13 protein-coding genes and 1 pseudogene are annotated in these 16771 nt (G+C 73.0%); 8 read left to right on the top strand and 6 right to left on the bottom strand.

Translation table 11 applies throughout. The features are described 5' to 3' along the window. The first annotated feature begins 9 nt into the window (after positions 1 to 9). The 4 genes from ACIRFL_RS31430 to ACIRFL_RS31415 all read left to right on the top strand — a co-directional run bounded on the left by ACIRFL_RS31430 (position 10) and on the right by ACIRFL_RS31415 (position 4639). Positions 10 to 1896 (top strand): acetyl/propionyl/methylcrotonyl-CoA carboxylase subunit alpha, encoded by a 1887-nt coding sequence (locus tag ACIRFL_RS31430; RefSeq protein ID WP_404035006.1) that lies wholly within the window; start codon positions 10 to 12, stop codon positions 1894 to 1896. Continuing rightward, the gene (locus ACIRFL_RS31425; protein ID WP_404035004.1) at positions 1893 to 3185 is read left to right on the top strand and encodes an acyl-CoA dehydrogenase family protein; all 1293 of its coding nucleotides are present in this window, start codon (positions 1893 to 1895) and stop codon (positions 3183 to 3185) included. Before ACIRFL_RS31430 ends, ACIRFL_RS31425 begins: the two co-directional genes overlap by 4 nt. A 132-nt stretch (positions 3186 to 3317) precedes the next feature. After that, a complete protein-coding gene (locus tag ACIRFL_RS31420) occupies positions 3318 to 4052 on the top strand; it encodes an enoyl-CoA hydratase family protein (RefSeq protein ID WP_404035002.1) in 735 nt (244 codons plus the stop codon). After that, positions 4040 to 4639, top strand: coding sequence for a TetR/AcrR family transcriptional regulator (locus ACIRFL_RS31415; RefSeq protein WP_404035000.1), 600 nt, complete (start codon positions 4040 to 4042; stop codon positions 4637 to 4639). The genes ACIRFL_RS31420 and ACIRFL_RS31415 overlap by 13 nt, the downstream gene beginning before the upstream one ends. 37 nt (positions 4640 to 4676) lie before the next feature. On the opposite strand, the gene pdxH is transcribed toward ACIRFL_RS31415, so the two are convergent. Continuing rightward, a complete protein-coding gene (gene pdxH, locus ACIRFL_RS31410) occupies positions 4677 to 5369 on the bottom strand; it encodes a pyridoxamine 5'-phosphate oxidase (RefSeq protein ID WP_404034998.1) in 693 nt (230 codons plus the stop codon). A gap of 214 nt (positions 5370 to 5583) precedes the next feature. Between pdxH and ACIRFL_RS31405 the strand changes: the two genes are divergently transcribed. Then, entirely contained in the window at positions 5584 to 6684 is a 1101-nt protein-coding gene (locus ACIRFL_RS31405; protein ID WP_404034996.1) for a citrate synthase 2, read from the top strand. Between the two features lie 21 nt (positions 6685 to 6705). Here ACIRFL_RS31405 and ACIRFL_RS31400 read toward each other — a convergent pair. Then, a pseudogene (locus tag ACIRFL_RS31400) lies at positions 6706 to 7669 on the bottom strand (isopenicillin N synthase family dioxygenase). Positions 7670 to 8360: 691 nt separating this feature from the next. Here ACIRFL_RS31400 and ACIRFL_RS31395 point away from each other — a divergent pair. Next, a complete protein-coding gene (locus tag ACIRFL_RS31395; RefSeq protein ID WP_404034994.1) occupies positions 8361 to 9779 on the top strand; it encodes a PAS domain-containing protein in 1419 nt (472 codons plus the stop codon). Positions 9780 to 9983: 204 nt separating this feature from the next. Here ACIRFL_RS31395 and ACIRFL_RS31390 read toward each other — a convergent pair whose 3' ends face one another. Then, complete coding sequence (locus ACIRFL_RS31390; RefSeq protein ID WP_404034992.1) at positions 9984 to 10739, bottom strand: SIS domain-containing protein; 756 nt, start codon at positions 10737 to 10739, stop codon at positions 9984 to 9986. A 223-nt stretch (positions 10740 to 10962) separates the two neighbouring features. Here ACIRFL_RS31390 and ACIRFL_RS31385 point away from each other — a divergent pair, with 223 nt between their 5' ends. After that, positions 10963 to 11655 carry a metal-dependent transcriptional regulator gene (locus ACIRFL_RS31385; protein WP_404034990.1) on the top strand — a complete coding sequence of 231 codons (693 nt, stop codon included), beginning with the start codon at positions 10963 to 10965 and terminating at the stop codon, positions 11653 to 11655. Between the two features lie 489 nt (positions 11656 to 12144). Further along, the gene (locus ACIRFL_RS31380) at positions 12145 to 13002 is read left to right on the top strand and encodes an alpha/beta fold hydrolase (protein ID WP_404034988.1); all 858 of its coding nucleotides are present in this window, start codon (positions 12145 to 12147) and stop codon (positions 13000 to 13002) included. 261 nt (positions 13003 to 13263) lie between these two features. On the opposite strand, the gene ACIRFL_RS31375 is transcribed toward ACIRFL_RS31380, so the two are convergent. The 3 genes from ACIRFL_RS31375 to ACIRFL_RS31365 form a co-directional block, all read right to left on the bottom strand. Next, positions 13264 to 14850: a transporter gene (locus ACIRFL_RS31375; protein WP_404034986.1), complete on the bottom strand. Its 1587-nt coding sequence runs from the start codon at positions 14848 to 14850 to the stop codon at positions 13264 to 13266. Continuing rightward, positions 14847 to 15638, bottom strand: a complete 792-nt coding sequence (locus ACIRFL_RS31370; RefSeq protein WP_404034984.1) for an ABC transporter ATP-binding protein — start codon at positions 15636 to 15638, stop codon at positions 14847 to 14849. The genes ACIRFL_RS31375 and ACIRFL_RS31370 overlap by 4 nt, the downstream gene beginning before the upstream one ends. 389 nt (positions 15639 to 16027) lie before the next feature. Beyond that, a complete protein-coding gene (locus ACIRFL_RS31365) occupies positions 16028 to 16681 on the bottom strand; it encodes a bifunctional DNA primase/polymerase (RefSeq protein ID WP_404034982.1) in 654 nt (217 codons plus the stop codon). Positions 16682 to 16771: the final 90 nt, after the last annotated feature.

Raw genomic sequence — 16771 nt, 5'->3', positions numbered from 1 at the left:
GGACCAGCCGTGATCACTTCTGTCCTTGTGGCCAACCGGGGCGAGATCGCCTGCCGGATCTTCCGCACCTGCCGCGACCTGGGCATCCGGACGGTCGCCGTGCACTCGGACGCCGACGAGAACGCCCTGCACACGCGCGTGGCCGACACCGCGGTACGCCTCGCGGGCGCCGCGCCCGCCGAGACGTATCTGCGGGGCGACCTGATCGTGAAGGCCGCCGTGGCCGCCGGCGCGGACGCCGTGCACCCCGGCTACGGCTTCCTCGCCGAGAACGCCGGTTTCGCGCGCGCCGTCCTGGACGCCGGCCTGGTGTGGATCGGGCCGCCGCCGGAGGCGATCGAGACGATGGCCTCCAAGACGCGCGCCAAGGAGCTGATGGGCCGCGCGCCGCTGCGCGAGGTCACCGCGGCCGATCTGCCGGTGCTGGTGAAGGCGGCGGCGGGCGGCGGGGGCCGCGGCATGCGGATCGTGCGCGGCCTGGACCAGCTCGACGCCGCCCTGGATGCCGCGCGGGCCGAGGCGGCGAGCGCGTTCGGGGACGGCGAGGTCTTCGTCGAGCCGTACGTCGAGGACGGCCGCCATGTCGAGGTGCAGATCCTCGCCGACGCGCACGGCACGGTGTGGACGCTCGGCACCCGCGACTGCTCGCTCCAGCGCCGCCACCAGAAAGTGATCGAGGAAGCCCCCGCGCCCGGCCTGGAGCCGGCCCTCACCGACGAGCTGTACGCGCTGGCCGAGCGCGCCACCCGCCGCGTCGCCTACGTGGGCGCCGGCACCGTCGAGTTCCTGGTCGCCGGGCAGCAGGCCCACTTCCTGGAGATGAACACCCGCCTCCAGGTCGAACACCCCGTCACGGAGGCGGTGTTCGGCATCGACCTGGTGGCCGAGCAGATCCGCGTCGCCGAGGGCCACGCGCTGGCCCAGCGGCCGCCACGCGCGCGTGGGCACGCGATCGAGGCCCGCCTGTACGCCGAGGACCCGGCCCGCGACTGGGCCCCGCAGACCGGCACCCTGCACCGTCTGGCCGTACCGGACGGCATCCGCCTCGATGTCGGCTACGCCGACGGCGACGCCATCGGCGTCCACTACGACCCGATGCTCGCCAAGGCCGTCGCGCACGCCCCCACGCGCGCGGAGGCGATCCGCCGGCTGTCCGGCGCCCTGGAGCGGGCGGCCGTGCACGGCCCGGTCACCAACCGCGACCTGCTCGTACGGTCCCTGCGGCACCCGGAGTTCACGGCGGCCCGCATGGACACCGGCTTCTACGACCGTCACCTCGCGGACCTCACCGCCCCGGCCCCCGATCCGTACGCCCCGCTGGCCGCCGCCCTCGCCGACGCGCACGGCCGCTCCCGGTTCGGCGGCTGGCGCAATCTGCCCTCGCAGCCGCAGACCAAGCGCTATCTGATGGCCGGCGAGGAACACGAGGTCAGCTACCGGCACACCCGCCAGGGCCTCGCGGCCGACGGTGTGCGGGTGGTGCGCGCCGACGCGGGGACGGTCGTACTCGAAGTGGACGGCGTACAGCGGCGCTTCGAGATCGCCCGCTACGGCGACCAGGTCCACGTCAACGCCGCCACCCTGACGGCCCTGCCCCGGTTCCCGGAGCCGACGGCCCAGGTGGCACCCGGCTCCCTGCTGGCCCCGATGCCGGGCACGGTCGTCCGTATCGCCGAGGGCCTGACCGAGGGCGCCCCCGTGCAGGCGGGCCAGCCCCTGGTCTGGCTGGAGGCGATGAAGATGCAGCACCGGATCGCGGCCCCCGGCCCAGGCACCCTCAGCGCCCTGCACGCCAAGCCGGGACAGCAGGTGGAGCCGGGCACGGTGCTGGCGGTGGTCGAACCCACCCAGGAGCGCGAGCAGCCACGGACGAGCCGACGCGGAGGTACCGCATGACCGCCCTCATCGAGTCCGAAGAGCACAAGGCGCTGCGGGCCGCCGTGGCCGCCCTCGGCGCACGCTACGGCCGTGCGTACCTCACCCGCACCGTCGCCGAGGGCCGCCACCCCGCCGAACTGTGGTCCGAGGCGGGAAAGCTCGGCTACCTCGGCGTCAACCTGCCGGAGGAACACGGCGGCGGGGGCGGCGGCATCACCGAACTCGCCATCGTGCTTGAGGAGTTGGGCGCCGCCGGCTGCCCGCTGCTGATGCTGGTGGTCTCGCCCGCGATCTGCGGCACGGTCATCGCCCGCTTCGGCACCGAGCAGCAGAAACGCGCCTGGCTCCCCGGCATCGCCGACGGCACCCGCACCATGGCCTTCGGCATCACCGAACCCGACGCCGGCTCCAACGCGCACCGCATCACCACCACCGCACGCCGCGACCCCGGCAGCGGCGACTGGCTGCTGACCGGACGCAAGGTGTTCATCTCCGGGGTGGACATCGCCGACGCGGTACTGATCGTCGCCCGCACCGAGGACGCCCGCTCCGCGAGTGAGCCGGAGGGGCGCGTCGGTGTCGAGAGCCCGAGCGCGCGGAGGCCCGAAGGGGTGAGCACGGTCGGGGGCTCGACACCGACTGAAGCGCCCCGGAGGCGAACGAGCCAAAAGAGCAGCCGGCTGAAGCCTTGCCTGTTCATCGTCCCGCGTGACGCAGAGGGCTTTGTCCGGCGGCCCATCGACATGGAACTCAGCGCCGCCGAGAAGCAGTTCGAACTCACCCTGGACGATGTGCGGCTGCCTGCCGGCGCGCTCATCGGCGAGGAGGGCGACGCGGGTCTGCTGCACCTGTTCGCCGGGCTCAACCCGGAACGGATCATGACGGCCGCGTTCGCGATCGGCATGGGCCGTCACGCGCTGTCCAAGGCGGTCGAGTACGCCCGGGACCGCACCGTCTGGCAGACCCCCATCGGCGCCCACCAGGCCATCGCACACCCCCTCGCACAGGCGCACATCGACCTCGAACTGGCCCGGCTGATGATGCAGAAGGCCGCCCACCTCTACGACGCGGGCGACGACATCGGCGCCGGCGAGGCCGCCAACATGGCCAAGTACGCGGCCGGGGAAGCCTGCGTGAAGGCCGTCGACCAGGCCGTGCACACCCTCGGCGGCAACGGCCTCACCCGGGAGTTCGGCCTCGCCTCGCTGATCACGGCCGCACGCGTGGCGCGCATCGCCCCGGTGAGCCGCGAGATGATCCTCAACTACGTCTCACACCAGACCCTCGGCCTCCCCAAGTCCTACTAGCCCGCCCGACCCCCGAGGAGGAACCGTGTTCCGCTGCCTACGGATACGGCACGCCACCTTTGTCCACGGGGTGTCCCGGTCCGGCTTCGGTGAGATGCCCCGCCGTGGACCGCGCGCGGTCGGGAGGCCGGTGTGACGCCGATCGGACGTACCCGCGTGCGGGGCATCGAGACCGTCAGCCTGGACTCGGTCGACACCCGCAACGCCCTGTCGGCCGCCCTGGTCGGCGGTCTCGCGGACGCGCTGGCCGAATGCGCCGCCGACCCCGGCGTACGGGCCGTCGTCCTCACCCACACCGGCGGCACCTTCTGCGCCGGCGCCGACCTGCGCGACCCGCCCCACCCCGACACCGTCGTCGCCCTGCTGCGGCAGATCGTCGAACTCGACAAACCGGTCGTCGCACGGATCACCGGACACGTCCGCGCGGGCGGCCTCGGCCTGCTCGCCGCCTGCGACATCGCGGCCGCCGCCACCGAGGCCACGTTCGCCTTCACCGAGGTACGCATGGGGGTGGCACCGGCCGTCATCTCGCTGCCCGTGATCCCGCGTGCCGACCCGCGCGCCCTGGCCCGCTACTACCTCACCGGCGAGCGTTTCGACGCCGCCGAAGCCACCCGTATCGGCCTGCTGACCCTCAGCGGGGACGACGTCGACGCGGCGCTCACCCCCGTCCTCGACGGCCTGCGCAGATCCTCGCCCCAGGGCCTGGCCGCGACGAAGCGCCTGCTCACGGCTAGGGTGCTGGAGACATTCGACCGGGCGGCGGCCGACCTGAGCGCGCTCTCCGCCCGGCTGTTCTCCTCCGTGCAGGCCCGGGAGGGGATGACGGCCTTCCTCGAACGACGGGATGCCCCATGGGTGCTGTGACCGCAGTCGACCGCCTCCCCAAGCAGGACCGCAGCCGGGCCACCCGGCAGCGGCTGCTGGAGGCCGCCGTGGCCTGCCTCGCCGAGCACGGCTGGGCGGGCTCCACCGTCTCGGTCGTCGCCGAACGCGCGGGCGTCTCACGCGGCGCCGCCCAGCACCACTTCCGCACCCGCGAGGACCTGTTCACGGCGGCCGTCGAGTACGTCGCCGAGCAGCGGTCAGCCGCCCTGCGCGCCCTCTTCCCGGAGGGCGCCGCGGCCCGCCCCGCCGTCGTCGCCGCCCTCGTCGACCTGTACACGGGCCCCCTGTTCCGGGCCGCCCTGCACCTGTGGGTCGCCGCCGGCGACGAGGAGCAGCTGCGGCCCCGGGTGACCGAACTGGAGGCCCGCGTCGGCCGCGAGACCCACCGGATAGCGGTGGAACTGCTCGGCGCCGACGAGTCCCGGCCCGGCGTCCGGGAAACCGTGCAGGGACTGCTCGACATGGCCCGCGGCCTGGGCCTTGCCAACCTCCTCACCGACGACACGGCCCGCCGCGAACGCGTGGTCGCCCAGTGGACGCTCCTCCTGGACGAAGCACTGGCCTGAGAGCACAGCCACACCGCCGGCGGGCCACGCCGACCGGTCAGGGACTCAGCCGTTCCAGCCGCCAGGAGCCGTCCGGCTCGGCGACGTAACGCAGCCGGTCGTGCAGCCGGTTCTCGCGGCCCTGCCAGAACTCGACCGTCTGCGGCGCGATACGGAAACCGCCCCAGTTCGGCGGCACCGGCACCTGCTCGCCCTCCGGATAGCGGGCGGCCAACTCGGCGTAGGACGCCTCAAGACCGGCCCGGGACGGGATCACCGAGGACTGGGCGCTGGCCCAGGCACCCAGCTGCGAACCGTGCGGACGGGTGCGGAAATAGGCGGCCGTCTCGTCGCGGCCGGTACGCCGGGCGGTACCCGAGACAACGACCTGGCGGGCGATCGGATGCCAGGGGAACACCACGGACACATACGGGTTCCCGGCCAGCTCACGGGCCTTGCGGGAGTCGTAGTTGGTGTAGAAGACGAAGCCGTACTCGTCGTACTCCTTCAGCAGCACCGTCCGGGAGCTGGGACGGCCCTCGGCGTCCGAGGTGGAGAGGACCATCGCGTTCGGCTCGTAGAGCGTGCCGTGCGCCCCGGCCAGCGCGGCATGCTCGAACCAGCGGGCGAACTGGTCCATCGGGTGCGCGGCCAGGTCGGTCTCGTCGAGACCTTCCACCCGGTAGTGCTTGCGCATGGCGGCGGGATCGAGAAGGGGATCGCGGTCGGTCACCCGGTCATCCTGCCGCATACCCGTCCGCACCCGTATGGCACCCAGTGCCGCGGACCCTCCCCAACCCTGGCACCCGGGGTTATGGTGCTGATGCCCCGACGGTCGGGTGAGCATCGGCCGATCGGGGCATCACCGGGGTGACCGCCCGGACCGCGAGTCTGGAGAGCGACCGTGGAACCGTGGTGGTACCCGCGTTCCGGCCTGCGCCGTACACACCACGAGGAGCCGCCCCATGTCCGACTTCGTACCCGGGCTAGAAGGAGTCGTCGCTTTCGAGACGGAGATCGCCGAACCGGACAAGGAAGGCGGCGCCCTGCGCTACCGGGGCGTCGACATCGAGGAACTGGTGGGTCACGTCTCCTTCGGGAACGTATGGGGGCTGCTCGTGGACGGCGCCTTCAACCCCGGCCTGCCGCCCGCCGAGCCGTTCCCGATCCCCGTGCACTCCGGCGACATCCGGGTCGACGTGCAGTCGGCGCTCGCCATGCTCGCCCCGGTGTGGGGACTGAAGCCGCTGCTCGACATCGACGTGGAGCAGGCCCGCGACGACCTCGCGCGCGCCGCCGTGATGGCCCTGTCCTACGTCGCCCAGTCGGCACGCGGCCAGACCCTGCCGATGGTGCCGCAACGGGAGATCGACAAGGCGCAGACGATCGTCGAGCGGTTCATGATCCGCTGGCGGGGTGAGCCGGACCCCAAGCACGTCGCGGCCGTCGACGCCTACTGGACCTCCGCCGCCGAACACGGCATGAACGCCTCCACCTTCACCGCCCGTGTCATCGCCTCCACCGGAGCCGACGTGGCCGCCGCGCTGTCCGGCGCGGTCGGCGCCATGTCGGGTCCGCTGCACGGCGGCGCACCCTCCCGGGTCCTCGGGATGATCGAGGAGATCGAGCGGACCGGCGACGCCGAGGCGTACGTCAAGCAGGCCCTGGACCGGGGCGAGCGGCTGATGGGCTTCGGACACCGGGTGTACCGCGCAGAGGACCCCCGCGCGCGCGTGCTGCGCCGCACCGCCCGCGAGCTGGGCGCGCCGCGCTACGAGATCGCCGAGGCACTGGAGAAGGCGGCCCTGGAGGAACTGCACAACCGCCGCCCGGACCGGGTCCTCGCCACCAACGTCGAGTTCTGGGCGGCGATCATGCTGGATTTCGCCGAGGTGCCCGCGCAGATGTTCACCTCGATGTTCACCTGCGCCCGGACCGCGGGGTGGTCGGCGCACATCCTGGAGCAGAAGCGGACGGGACGCCTGGTGCGGCCCTCCGCACGCTATGTGGGGCCCGGACCGCGCAGCCCCCGCGAGGTCGCGGGATACGAGGCCATCGCCCGCTGAGGAGCCGCCCCGGGACGCTCCTCACGCCGGTACGAGCAGACTCCCGTGGTGGCCGCCGGGCCACCCGCGGGTGGGCCCGCAGCTCGCCCTTCAGCGCGTGGTGGCCGTACTCGGCGCGCAGCGGGCCGTCAGGGGCGGCGGTGCGGCCGGGTGCCGCGCCCGCGTACGGGAACGGCAGCGGCGTCACGCGCGCGTCGAGCCGCGGGGCGCAGACGAACCGGACGGACAAGAGCGAGGCGGGGCCCATGGCCCGGGGGCCGGCGGCGACCAGATAGCCGTCGGTCGCCGCCTCCAGCAGGTCGCCTACGCCGACCACGAAGGCGCCATCCAGCGGCACTGCGTCGGGGCGGCCGCCGGCGGTGTCCTGGAGCAGCAGCGTCAGGAAGCCCCGGTCCTGGTGCGCGCCGGCGTCCCGGCCGGTGCCGTCGCCCGCGCTCCCGGGGCGGCGTACGAGCCTCAGGCGCGGGTGGGCGCGGTCGCCGAGTACGGGGTCGTAGAAGCCGGCGGGAGCGCCGATCGCGGTGAGCAGTTCGCGCAGCAGCCGCCGGGCCACGCCGCCGAGCCGGTCGATCCAGGCGAGGGCGGCGGTACGCAGTGCGGGGAGGGCCGCGGGCCACTGGTTGGGGCCCTCGAGCCACCCGTACGCGGGCTCCCCGGGACCGGGGGCGCACGCCGGGCGTTCCGGGCCTATGTCGAACTGCTCCCACCGGGCGCCGGTCCCGCCGGTGTGGCCGCGGAAGTGCGGCGAGTTGACCTTGTCCAGGGCGAGCCGGTCGGCCTCGGGCAGGGCGAAGAAGGCACGCGTCGCGGTGAGCAGCGCCTCCCTCTCGGCCCGGGGCACGCCGTGCCCGACGAGCTGGAAGGAGCCGACGTCGTGGGCGGCGCTGTGCAGTTGCGCGCGCAGCAGGGCCCGGGCCTGCGGTCCGCGGTCGGCGGCCGACAGATCGATGATGGGCAGGTGGTCGTACGACGGGGGATGCGTCATGGGGGTGCGTCCGCGGGGTGTACGGGGCCGGGCAGCCGTCGCCGTCAAGGATGGGCGCAGCCGCGGGTGCCTCGGCGGGAGGAGACGGGAGAAGACACGAGAAGCCGCGTTCGGAACGGGCGTGCGGGGCCCGGTCAGGCGGTGCGCCGACAGGCCATGCTCGTGACGCGCAGAAAGTCCACATGACGGCGCCGAACGAGCATCGCAAGCATGGGCCAAGGGTACCGCCCTCCCCTCGGCGGTCGTTCCCGCAGACGCAGACGACCCGCGGACTCGGGTCCTCCGTCGAACGACGAAGAAGCCGGCCGGACGTACCGGCGAGCCCGCGGGTCGGGTGACTGCGTTGGATTAGGCCGGCTGCGTGTCGCTTGCCCACGCTGGTCCGGCACCGCACTCGGTGTGGTGGCAGGCCGCTAGCCCGCAGCCACCTCGCGCGTCCGGGTTTCACTCATGTACCCGATCACCTCCTTTCTCACGTACGGATCACCTTAAGAAGGGGGCGGCGGGTGTTCAAGGGATTTTCTGAGGCGTTGACGTCCCCCTTGCGGCGAGGGGAGCCTGGAAGCGGGTCTACAACGATTCTTTCAATCTTGCGGGAACCAAGTGTGCGCTGTGTCACGTTCGAGTTGAATGAAAGGCGGAGAGCGAATTTTCGCGCCGTGTGTGCGGACGCAGCCTGCAGGGGGTCCAGGTGAGTGCTTCCCGGCGTAGTGGGACCACCGACGAACTGGGGCCGGACGAGCCCGAGCGGGGCGGTGGCGCCGGCGTGTCCGGTCCGGAGGACCCGGGCGGCTCCGATCTGCTCGCCGCGCTGCTGGACGGAATGGACGCGGCGCTGTGCGCCTTCGACGCGGACGGCGTGGTCACCCACTGGAACCGGGAGGCGGAGCGGATCCTCGGCTGGACCGCCGCCGAGGCGGTGGGGCGGCAGGGGTTCGCGGGCTGGGCGGTGCGCAGCGCCGACGCCGAGGAGGTCGAGGGCCGGCTGCTGTCCGCGATGCATGCGCCCGGCCGGCAGGTGCATGAGTTCGCGCTGGTCACCAAGGACGGCGGCCGGGTCCTGGTGCGCACCCAGTCCGCGGCGGTGCGCGGGCCGGACGGCAAGCCGGCCGGCGTGTACTGCGCCTTCAGCGAGGTGCACGCGCAGATCGACCTGGAGCGGTCGATCGCGCTGAGCGAGGCGCTGTTCGAGGACGCGGCGTGGGGGGTCGTGCTCGTCGACGCCGACCTGCGGCCCGCGGTCGTGAACGCGCACGCGGCACGGGCCCTGGGCATCGGGCGTACGTCCGCGCTCGGCCGGCCCCTGGGCGAACTGCTCGCACAGGGTGTGGAGGAGCTGGAGGGCGCGCTCACCCATGTGCTGGCCGAGGGCGCGCCGCCCGCGCCGGCCGAGATGTGGGTGGCGGTGCGCACCCCGGAGGGCGAGCGGCGGCGCTGCTGGCGCAGCGGTTTCCTGCGGCTCGCCTCGCCGCTCGCGGAGGAACCGGTGCCGCTCGGGGTGGGCTGGATGTTCCAGGACGTGACCGAGGCCAAACAGGGCGAACAGGAGGCGTCGCTGCTGCGCTTCCGCGCCAACCAGCTGCACCGGGCGGCCCGTGCGGCGGCCGAGTGCGAGGACCCGGCGGAGGCGGCGACCGTCCACCTCGACTTCGCGCTCGCCGGTTTCGCCGACCATGCGCTGATCGACCGGGTGGCGGGTCCGCCGCCGGGCGACGACGGTACGGCGCGGGCGCGGCTGGTGCGGGTCGCCGCGACCCCCTCCGGCGCGCCGGGGCCCAGCCTGCTCACCGGAGCGGCCGGGCTGCCGGTGCGCTACGAGGAGGGCCACCCCGCGCTGCAGTGCGTCGAGCGGGGCGGGACGGTGCGGGCCGACGCCGGCGGCGTGTCCGCGGAGCGGGCCCGTGAGTGGGCGCTGGCCCGGCAGTGGCCCGGGGACTGTGTGCACGCGCTGTGCGCGGTGCTGCGCAGCCGGGGGCGGACGCTGGGCGTCGTGACGTTCCTGCGGGGCGCTGCCCGCGCGGGCTTCGAACGGGTCGACGCGATGTATGCGGAGGATGTGGCGGCCCGTATCGCGGCGGCCCTGGACTTGGCGGCACGGTCCGCCGGCTGAACCGTCACGCTCCGCTGGCTGAACCGTCACGCTCCGCTGGCTGAACCGTCACGCTCCGCTGGGTGAACCGGTTCGACGGGCCGTTGTTCGGCTGCGGCGGTGTGGGGGCTGGGCGCGCAGTTCCCCGCGCCCCTTTGGGGCGCGCTGTCGGGTGCGGGTGGGGTGTGGCCGGGCGCGCGGTTCCCCGCGCCCCTTTGGGGGGCTTCAGTGGTGGTAGAAGATTCGGTCTTGGTAGTCGGTCATGATCTGGGCGTTCCAGTCGTGGCCGCCGTCGACGTTGCCGGAGCGCAGCAGGGGCGGTTCGGTGCCGCGGGCGGCGAGGGTCTGTGCCGTCGTGGCCATGACCGCCTGCAGCAGGGCTGCGGTGACGATGGTGGAGGCGGGGGCGAAGGGGGCCGGGATGGTGTCGAGGGTGAGTTCCGCGTCGCCGACCGCGATCTTCGAGTCGAGGACGATGTCGCAGTGGTCCTTCAGGAAGGTGCCGGAGGCGTGCCGGGAGGAGGTCTGCGCGGCGTACGCCACCGAAGTGACGCCGATGACCCTGACCCCCAGGGAACGGGCGTGCATCGCCATCTCCACGGGGAGGGCGTTGCGCCCGGACAGCGAGATGACCAGGAGGGCGTCGCCGGCCCTGAGGGGCGAGGTGTCCAGGACGGCGGTGGCCAGACCGTCGACGCGTTCGAGGGCGGAGCCGAGGGTGGCGGGGACGACGTCGACCCCGACCGCCCCGGGCACGGGAAGCAGGTTCATCAGGGCGAGACCGCCGGCCCGGTAGACGATGTCCTGGGCGGCGAGGGAGGAGTGGCCGGCGCCGAAGGCGAACAGCCGGCCGCCGGCCTCGACGGTGTCGGCGAGGAGCGTGCCGGCGGCGGCGATGGCCGCGGACTCCTCGTCACGGGCCCGTCGCAGCAGGCCGATGGCGGCGTCGAAGAACTGGTCGGCCGGTGTGCCCTCGCTCATGCGGTGCCCCTTCGCAGCGTCCGTGTCGCGGATCACCGTGCGGTCTGGACCAGTGCGCTGTCAATACGCGGTGGGACGGTCCCGGCCGCGCCGCGCACGCACTCGTCACCCGGTGGTTTCGGCGGCGCGGCACGGTTGTCAGCGGTATGCGTCAGAATTGAGGCCAGGGCCAGCGCACGCCGGAGAGCGGTGAGCTTCCGGCAGAGGTAATCGAGGGGCACGTATGTCCGGACTGATCGACACCACGGAGATGTACCTCCGCACCATCCTCGAACTGGAGGAGGAAGGCGTGGTCCCGATGCGCGCCCGCATCGCCGAGCGGCTGGACCAGAGCGGGCCGACCGTGAGCCAGACGGTGGCGCGCATGGAGCGTGACGGCCTGGTCTCGGTGGCGAGCGACCGGCACCTGGAGCTGACCGAGGAGGGCCGCCGGCTGGCCACGCGCGTGATGCGCAAGCACCGCCTCGCGGAGTGCCTGCTGGTCGACGTGATCGGCCTGGAGTGGGAGCAGGTGCACGCGGAGGCGTGCCGCTGGGAGCACGTGATGAGCGAGGCGGTGGAGCGCCGCGTCCTGGAGTTGCTGCGCCATCCGACCGAGTCGCCGTACGGCAATCCCATCCCGGGACTGGAGGAGCTGGGCGAGAAGGACGGGGCCGATCCGTTCCTGGACGAGGGCATGGTCTCGCTCGCGGACCTCGATCCGGGCGCGGACGGCAAGACGGTCGTCGTCCGCCGTATCGGCGAGCCGATCCAGACCGACGCGCAGCTGATGTACACGCTGCGCCGGGCGGGCGTGCAGCCCGGTTCGGTGGTGAGCGTGACCGAGTCGGCGGGCGGTGTGCTCGTGGGCAGCAGCGGTGAGGCGGCCGAGCTGGAGTCGGACGTGGCCTCCCACGTGTTCGTCGCCAAGCGCTGAGCGCCCGGCGCCCGGGTGCGCCGTCGGCTCCCGTGCCGGCGCGCCGGCACGGGAGCCGGGGCGAACGGTGCCGCATCCAGGATTCGGTACGCCGAATGGCAGCGCTTCGACGGTTCCCGTGCGAGGCTGTCGCGAGGGGCATATGACCACAGGGGGGTGGGGAGGATGTGCCGAAGACAGGGGGAGGGCCCCGGCGCCATGCGGCGCCGGGGCCTGTCCTCCCCTGTGCTGACCCGGAGCCCCGAGCTCTCAGGGTCATCCCCGCGGACCGTTTTCCCCGAGCGGTCCGCCTCCCGCGTAAGAACTCCCCTCGGTGGCGACGATCATTCCTCGCCGGGGGTCACTCGAATGAGGGGTGTTGCCCGCAGAGGCAGCAGTTCCGAATAGGCATTCGATAATCTGCGGCCGTCTTCGGCAGCAGCTGGGCAACGCAGCGGTACGAGGCAGGACAGCGGTACGGTCCGAGCGGAGCTAGGGGGGTGCCAGCGCATGGCACGGCGTATCGACGTGAGGGGAGCGGGCGGCGTGAGCCTGGCCGCCTGGGAGTTCGCCGACCCTCCCAAGGCGGACCCGGAGCACGGGCCCGGCGTGCTGTTACTGCACGGCCTGATGGGGCGCGCCTCGCACTGGGCGGCCACCGCACGCTGGCTCTCCGAGCGTCATCGGGCCATCGCACTGGACCAGCGCGGCCACGGCCAGAGCGAGAAGCCCCCGCAGGTCGCCTACACCCGCGAGTCCTATATCGAGGACGCCGAGGCGGCGGTCGAACAGCTCGGTCTCGGCCCGGCCGTGCTCATCGGGCATGCCATGGGCGCGCTCACCGCCTGGCAGCTGGCCGCCAAGCGTCCCGACCTGGTGCGGGCGCTGATTATCTGCGACATGCGGGCCTCCGCGCTGGGCGGGGCCTCGCAGCGTGAGTGGGCCGACTGGTTCAAGTCCTGGCCCGTGCCCTTCGCCACGCTCGCCGACGTACGCAAGTGGTTCGGCGAGGACGACCCCTGGGTGGACCGTCCGAACCCGGCACGCGGCGCGTTCTTCGCCGAGGTCATGCAGGAGTCCGCCGACGGCTGGCGGCCCGTCTTCGAGCCCGAGCGGATGTTGAAGTCCCGCGAGACGTGGGTCTACGACGCGCACTGGGAGGAGCTGGCCCAGGTCCGCTGCCCCACCCTGGTCGTCCGCGGCCTCGACGGCGAGCTGGGCCGCGCCGAGGCCCAGGAGATGGTCCGGGTCCTGCCCCACGGCCAGTACGCGGAGGTCGCCGACGCGGGCCACTTCGTCCACTACGACCGCCCCGAAGCCTGGCGCACCGCGATCGAACCCTTCCTGACCACAGTCACCACAAACTGACCCCGGCCCCACTCACAAGATGAGCGCGCCCCTCGCGGGGCGTGGGCGCCTTTCGTCGGGGTGCGGGCGCTGAGCGCGGCACCGCCCGCACCCCGCAGGACCGCCCGCACCTGCGGTCAGGCCCGCACCCCAGCGAGACCCGCCCTCCCGCGTACGAACAACCCGCACCTCGCGAGACCGCCGGGCGCCCGCGCAGCCTCTCGCCGCTGCCACAACCCCCCGCCGCCGGCAGCCGTTACCGCCGAAGCGCCGCAGGCACTGTCAGCCCTTGCTCACCGCTGTCAGGATTTCTGGCAGGCGGGCCGCTGTCTGCGGGGCCGCGAGGCGCAGGCCCAGCAGGTTGAGCGTCGCGCCGTAGGCGGCGCCGGCCGGGAGCAGCAGCCAGGTGAACGCGTCGCCGCCCGCGCTCACGTTCAGCCAGATGGTGAGCGCGATGAGCGGCGCGCACAGCAGGGCCGCCGAGACCATGCCGCCGAAGATCGAGATCCAGGCGAGGCTGGCCTGCCCGGGCGCCACGTTCTTGTAGCCCTCCTGCGGGATGGAGTACGGAAAGCGGGCCGAGGTCCACGCACCGGTCGCCAGCATCGCCCCGAGCAGCGCGAAGGACAGGCCGAGCGCCTCCGGCAGCCGGGGCCAGTCGCCCAGCATGGCCGTGGTCAGCACGGTCACGAGGGTGGCGTACGGCAGGGTGATCACCAGCAGCGCCAGCGCACGGCCGCGCAGTTCGACATAGGCGTCCCGGCCGGACGAGATGGCCGCGGCCACCATCCAGAACGCCGAGGTGTCCTGCCCGAACTGGTTGTACATCTGGATGCCGAGCATCCCCGCGGCGAAGCACGCGAAGTAGATCGAACCGGTGCCCTGCAACGCGTTGAACACCGGCACGATCAGGCCGATGGCGAGCGAGGTCACCCACGCGGCCTTGGTCTTGGGGTCGCGCCAGATGTAGCGCAGGGAGCGTTCCATGACCGTGCCGGTGCGGCCCGCGGGCAGCAGCCGTCCGAGCCCCGTCGAGGCGCGTTCGCGGGCACCGCTGTCGGCGGCCTGAAGGGTGGAGCCGTCGGGCGCGGTCATCAGCCGGGTCAGGCTGCGCGTCCACACGGCGACCAGCAGCACCAACGCCGCGGCGGTCAGCAGCAGTTGGGCGGCGGCCGTACCGTAGGACCGTTCGCTGACCGCGTGCACCGCGCCCACCGCGGAGGCGGGCGGCAGCCAGCGCAGCACGTCGGCGGCCGGGGACAGCTGTCCGAGCCCCGCCGAGCCGAGCCGCTGCGCGCCGAAGTTGACCAGTTGCGCGCCGACCGCGATGACCAGTCCGCTGAGTACCGCGAGATCGCGGCCCTTCCGGCTGGTCAGCAGCCGTACGTTCGCGGCGGCCACAGCCCGGGCGAGGGCCACGCACACCAGCAGCCCGAGGACGACCGCGACCACGGCGGTGCCGTAGGCCGCCGCGCCCCGGGCGACCGACAGGGCGCAGCCGGCCAGCAGGAGCAGGGTGGACAGCGGGCCGGCACCGACCAGCGAGGCCGCCAGCAGGGCCCGCACCAGCGGGCGGGGGCGCAGCGGCAGCATCACCAGCCGGGTCGGGTCCAGCGTCTCGTCCCCGCTGGGGAAGAACAGCGGCATCACGGCCCAGCCCAGCGCGAGCACGGCCGTGCCCAGCACGGCGACGGCATCGGCGTGGGCGTGTCCGCGCAGCGCGAGCAGGCCGAGCAGTAGCAGCGCGGCGAACAACAGCGCGACGACGGCCGAGGCGATGAAGGCGGCCCGCCGACCGCCGGACTGCCTGAGCCCGTTGCGCAACAGGGACAGTTTCAGCCGTACGACGGTGGCGGTGACGTCGCTCATCGGGCGCCGCCGCCCAGCCAGTCCAGGTCGGACCCGGCGTCGCGGCCCTGTGCGCCGACCAGTTCGAGGAAGGCGTCCTGGAGGGTGGAGTGCTGCCCGCGCACCTCGGGCAGCGGGCCGGTCGCGCGGATGCGGCCCGCCGCCATCACGGCCACCCAGTCGCACAGCGACTCGACGAGTTCCATGACGTGGGAGGAGAAGACGACGGTGGCGCCTGAGGCCGTGTACCGCTCAAGGACGCCGCGGATGGTCTGCGCGGACACCGGGTCGACACCCTCGAACGGCTCGTCCAGGAAGAGGACTTCGGGGTTGTGGAGGAGGGCAGCGGCGAGCCCGATCTTCTTGCGCATGCCGGTGGAGTAGTCGACGACGAGCTTGTGCTGGGCCCCGGCGAGATCGAGTACGTCCAGCAGCTGGGTGGCGCGCTTGTCCACCTCGGACCCGGGCAGGCCCCGCAACCGCCCGGAGTAGCCGAGCAGTTCGCGCCCCGAAAGCCGCTCGAACAGCCGCAGTCCTTCAGGGAGCACGCCGATCCGTGCCTTGACGGCCACCGGGTCCCGCCACACGTCGTGGCCGACCACCTCGACGCTTCCCTGGTCGGGCCTGAGCAGCCCGGTCACCATGGACAGGGTGGTGGTCTTCCCGGCGCCGTTGGGCCCCACCAGCCCGATGAACTTCCCCGCGGGCAGCTCCAGATCGACCCCGGCCACGGCAACCTGCTGCCCGAACCGCTTCCAAAGCCCCCGCACACAAACGGCAACCCCGCCCACTCCCACTACCTCCGCCATACCAGCACCCTACGGCGAACCAACCCCCCAAAGGGTCCCGGGCAACTCCGCGAACGAAGCCTCCCCACAGCCGCCCCAAAGGGGCGCGGGGAACTGCGCGACAAGCCCCCACAATCCCGCACCCGCCAAGATTCCTCAGCCAGGCAGACGAGCAGGCGCACGGCACCTCTCCCCCCACAGCCACCAAAAAGGGGCGCGGGGAACTGCGCGACAAGCCCCCACCACACCGCACTCGCCAATACTCCTCAGCCACGCAGACGAATAGGCGCACGGCCCCCAGGCCCCCGCACCCGCCAAGCGTCCTCAACCACGCAGACGAATAGGCGCACGGTCCCCACACCCCCGCACACGCCAAAACTCCTCAACCACGCAAACGAGTAGGCGCCCCCCTACCGATCCCGCCCACACGCATACGCCAACGCCGAAATCAACTCCTCCGCATCCGGCAACCACCGATTGGCCACAGTAGGCCGGCAGGCCCACTGCACAGCCCCCTGCGACCCGAACCGCGTAGGCGGCGCAGCCACATACGCGTTTTCGCCCAGCACGACCAGATCCAGCGACCCCACCGACCACCCCAGCCCGCGGACCAGTTCCGGCAGCTTCAGGGCCGCGCCCGGCAGGACGAAGAAGTTCATCCGCCGGTCCGGGGTGAGCGTCACCGGCCCGAGCGCCAGCCCCATCCGTTCCATCCGGGCCAGCGCCAGGAACCCGGCCGACTCCGGGACGGACAGCGCGTCGAAGGTACGCCCGGTCGGCAGCAGGATCGAAGCCCGCGGCTGCTTCTGCCACATCCGGCGGACGACGGTCACGCTCCCGGTCGCCTGCGCCGCCCAGTCCGCGCGCCCCGGGTGTGCGCCGGGGGCGGCGCACACGGGGTTGCCGCAGGAGCAGCGCTGTTCCCCGTCGGCGGCCTCCAGCCAGGTGCCGGGGACCACGTCCCAGTGCCGCTCCTCGGCGTAGCGAACTGCGGTTTCCAGCAGCGATGCCCCGCGCTGCGTCGGAATCTTGGCGGCTTCGGCGCCAGCGATCGTCTCTTCCACGCCCCACTCAACTCCCGCGCCCACCTCGGGTTACGGCCAGTGCGATGACAGGACCGCGCGCGGGGGAGGAGCATCGATTCCTCAACTGGG

The organism is Streptomyces sp. NPDC102462, assembly GCF_044765425.1.
Taxonomy (GTDB): domain Bacteria; phylum Actinomycetota; class Actinomycetes; order Streptomycetales; family Streptomycetaceae; genus Streptomyces.
Note: the sequence above shows the minus strand (reverse complement) of the source record. Positions and strands in the feature narration are given on the sequence as shown.

Coding starts and splice junctions, on each gene's coding strand:
- ACIRFL_RS31390 (WP_404034992.1), bottom strand. CDS start 10,739: ATGAGCGAGGGCACACCGGCCGACCAGTTCTTCGACGCCGCCATCGGC.
- ACIRFL_RS31385 (WP_404034990.1), top strand. CDS start 10,963: ATGTCCGGACTGATCGACACCACGGAGATGTACCTCCGCACCATCCTC.
- ACIRFL_RS31405 (WP_404034996.1), top strand. CDS start 5,584: ATGTCCGACTTCGTACCCGGGCTAGAAGGAGTCGTCGCTTTCGAGACG.
- pdxH (WP_404034998.1), bottom strand. CDS start 5,369: ATGCGGCAGGATGACCGGGTGACCGACCGCGATCCCCTTCTCGATCCC.
- ACIRFL_RS31370 (WP_404034984.1), bottom strand. CDS start 15,638: ATGGCGGAGGTAGTGGGAGTGGGCGGGGTTGCCGTTTGTGTGCGGGGG.
- ACIRFL_RS31425 (WP_404035004.1), top strand. CDS start 1,893: ATGACCGCCCTCATCGAGTCCGAAGAGCACAAGGCGCTGCGGGCCGCC.
- ACIRFL_RS31375 (WP_404034986.1), bottom strand. CDS start 14,850: ATGAGCGACGTCACCGCCACCGTCGTACGGCTGAAACTGTCCCTGTTG.
- ACIRFL_RS31415 (WP_404035000.1), top strand. CDS start 4,040: ATGGGTGCTGTGACCGCAGTCGACCGCCTCCCCAAGCAGGACCGCAGC.
- ACIRFL_RS31380 (WP_404034988.1), top strand. CDS start 12,145: ATGGCACGGCGTATCGACGTGAGGGGAGCGGGCGGCGTGAGCCTGGCC.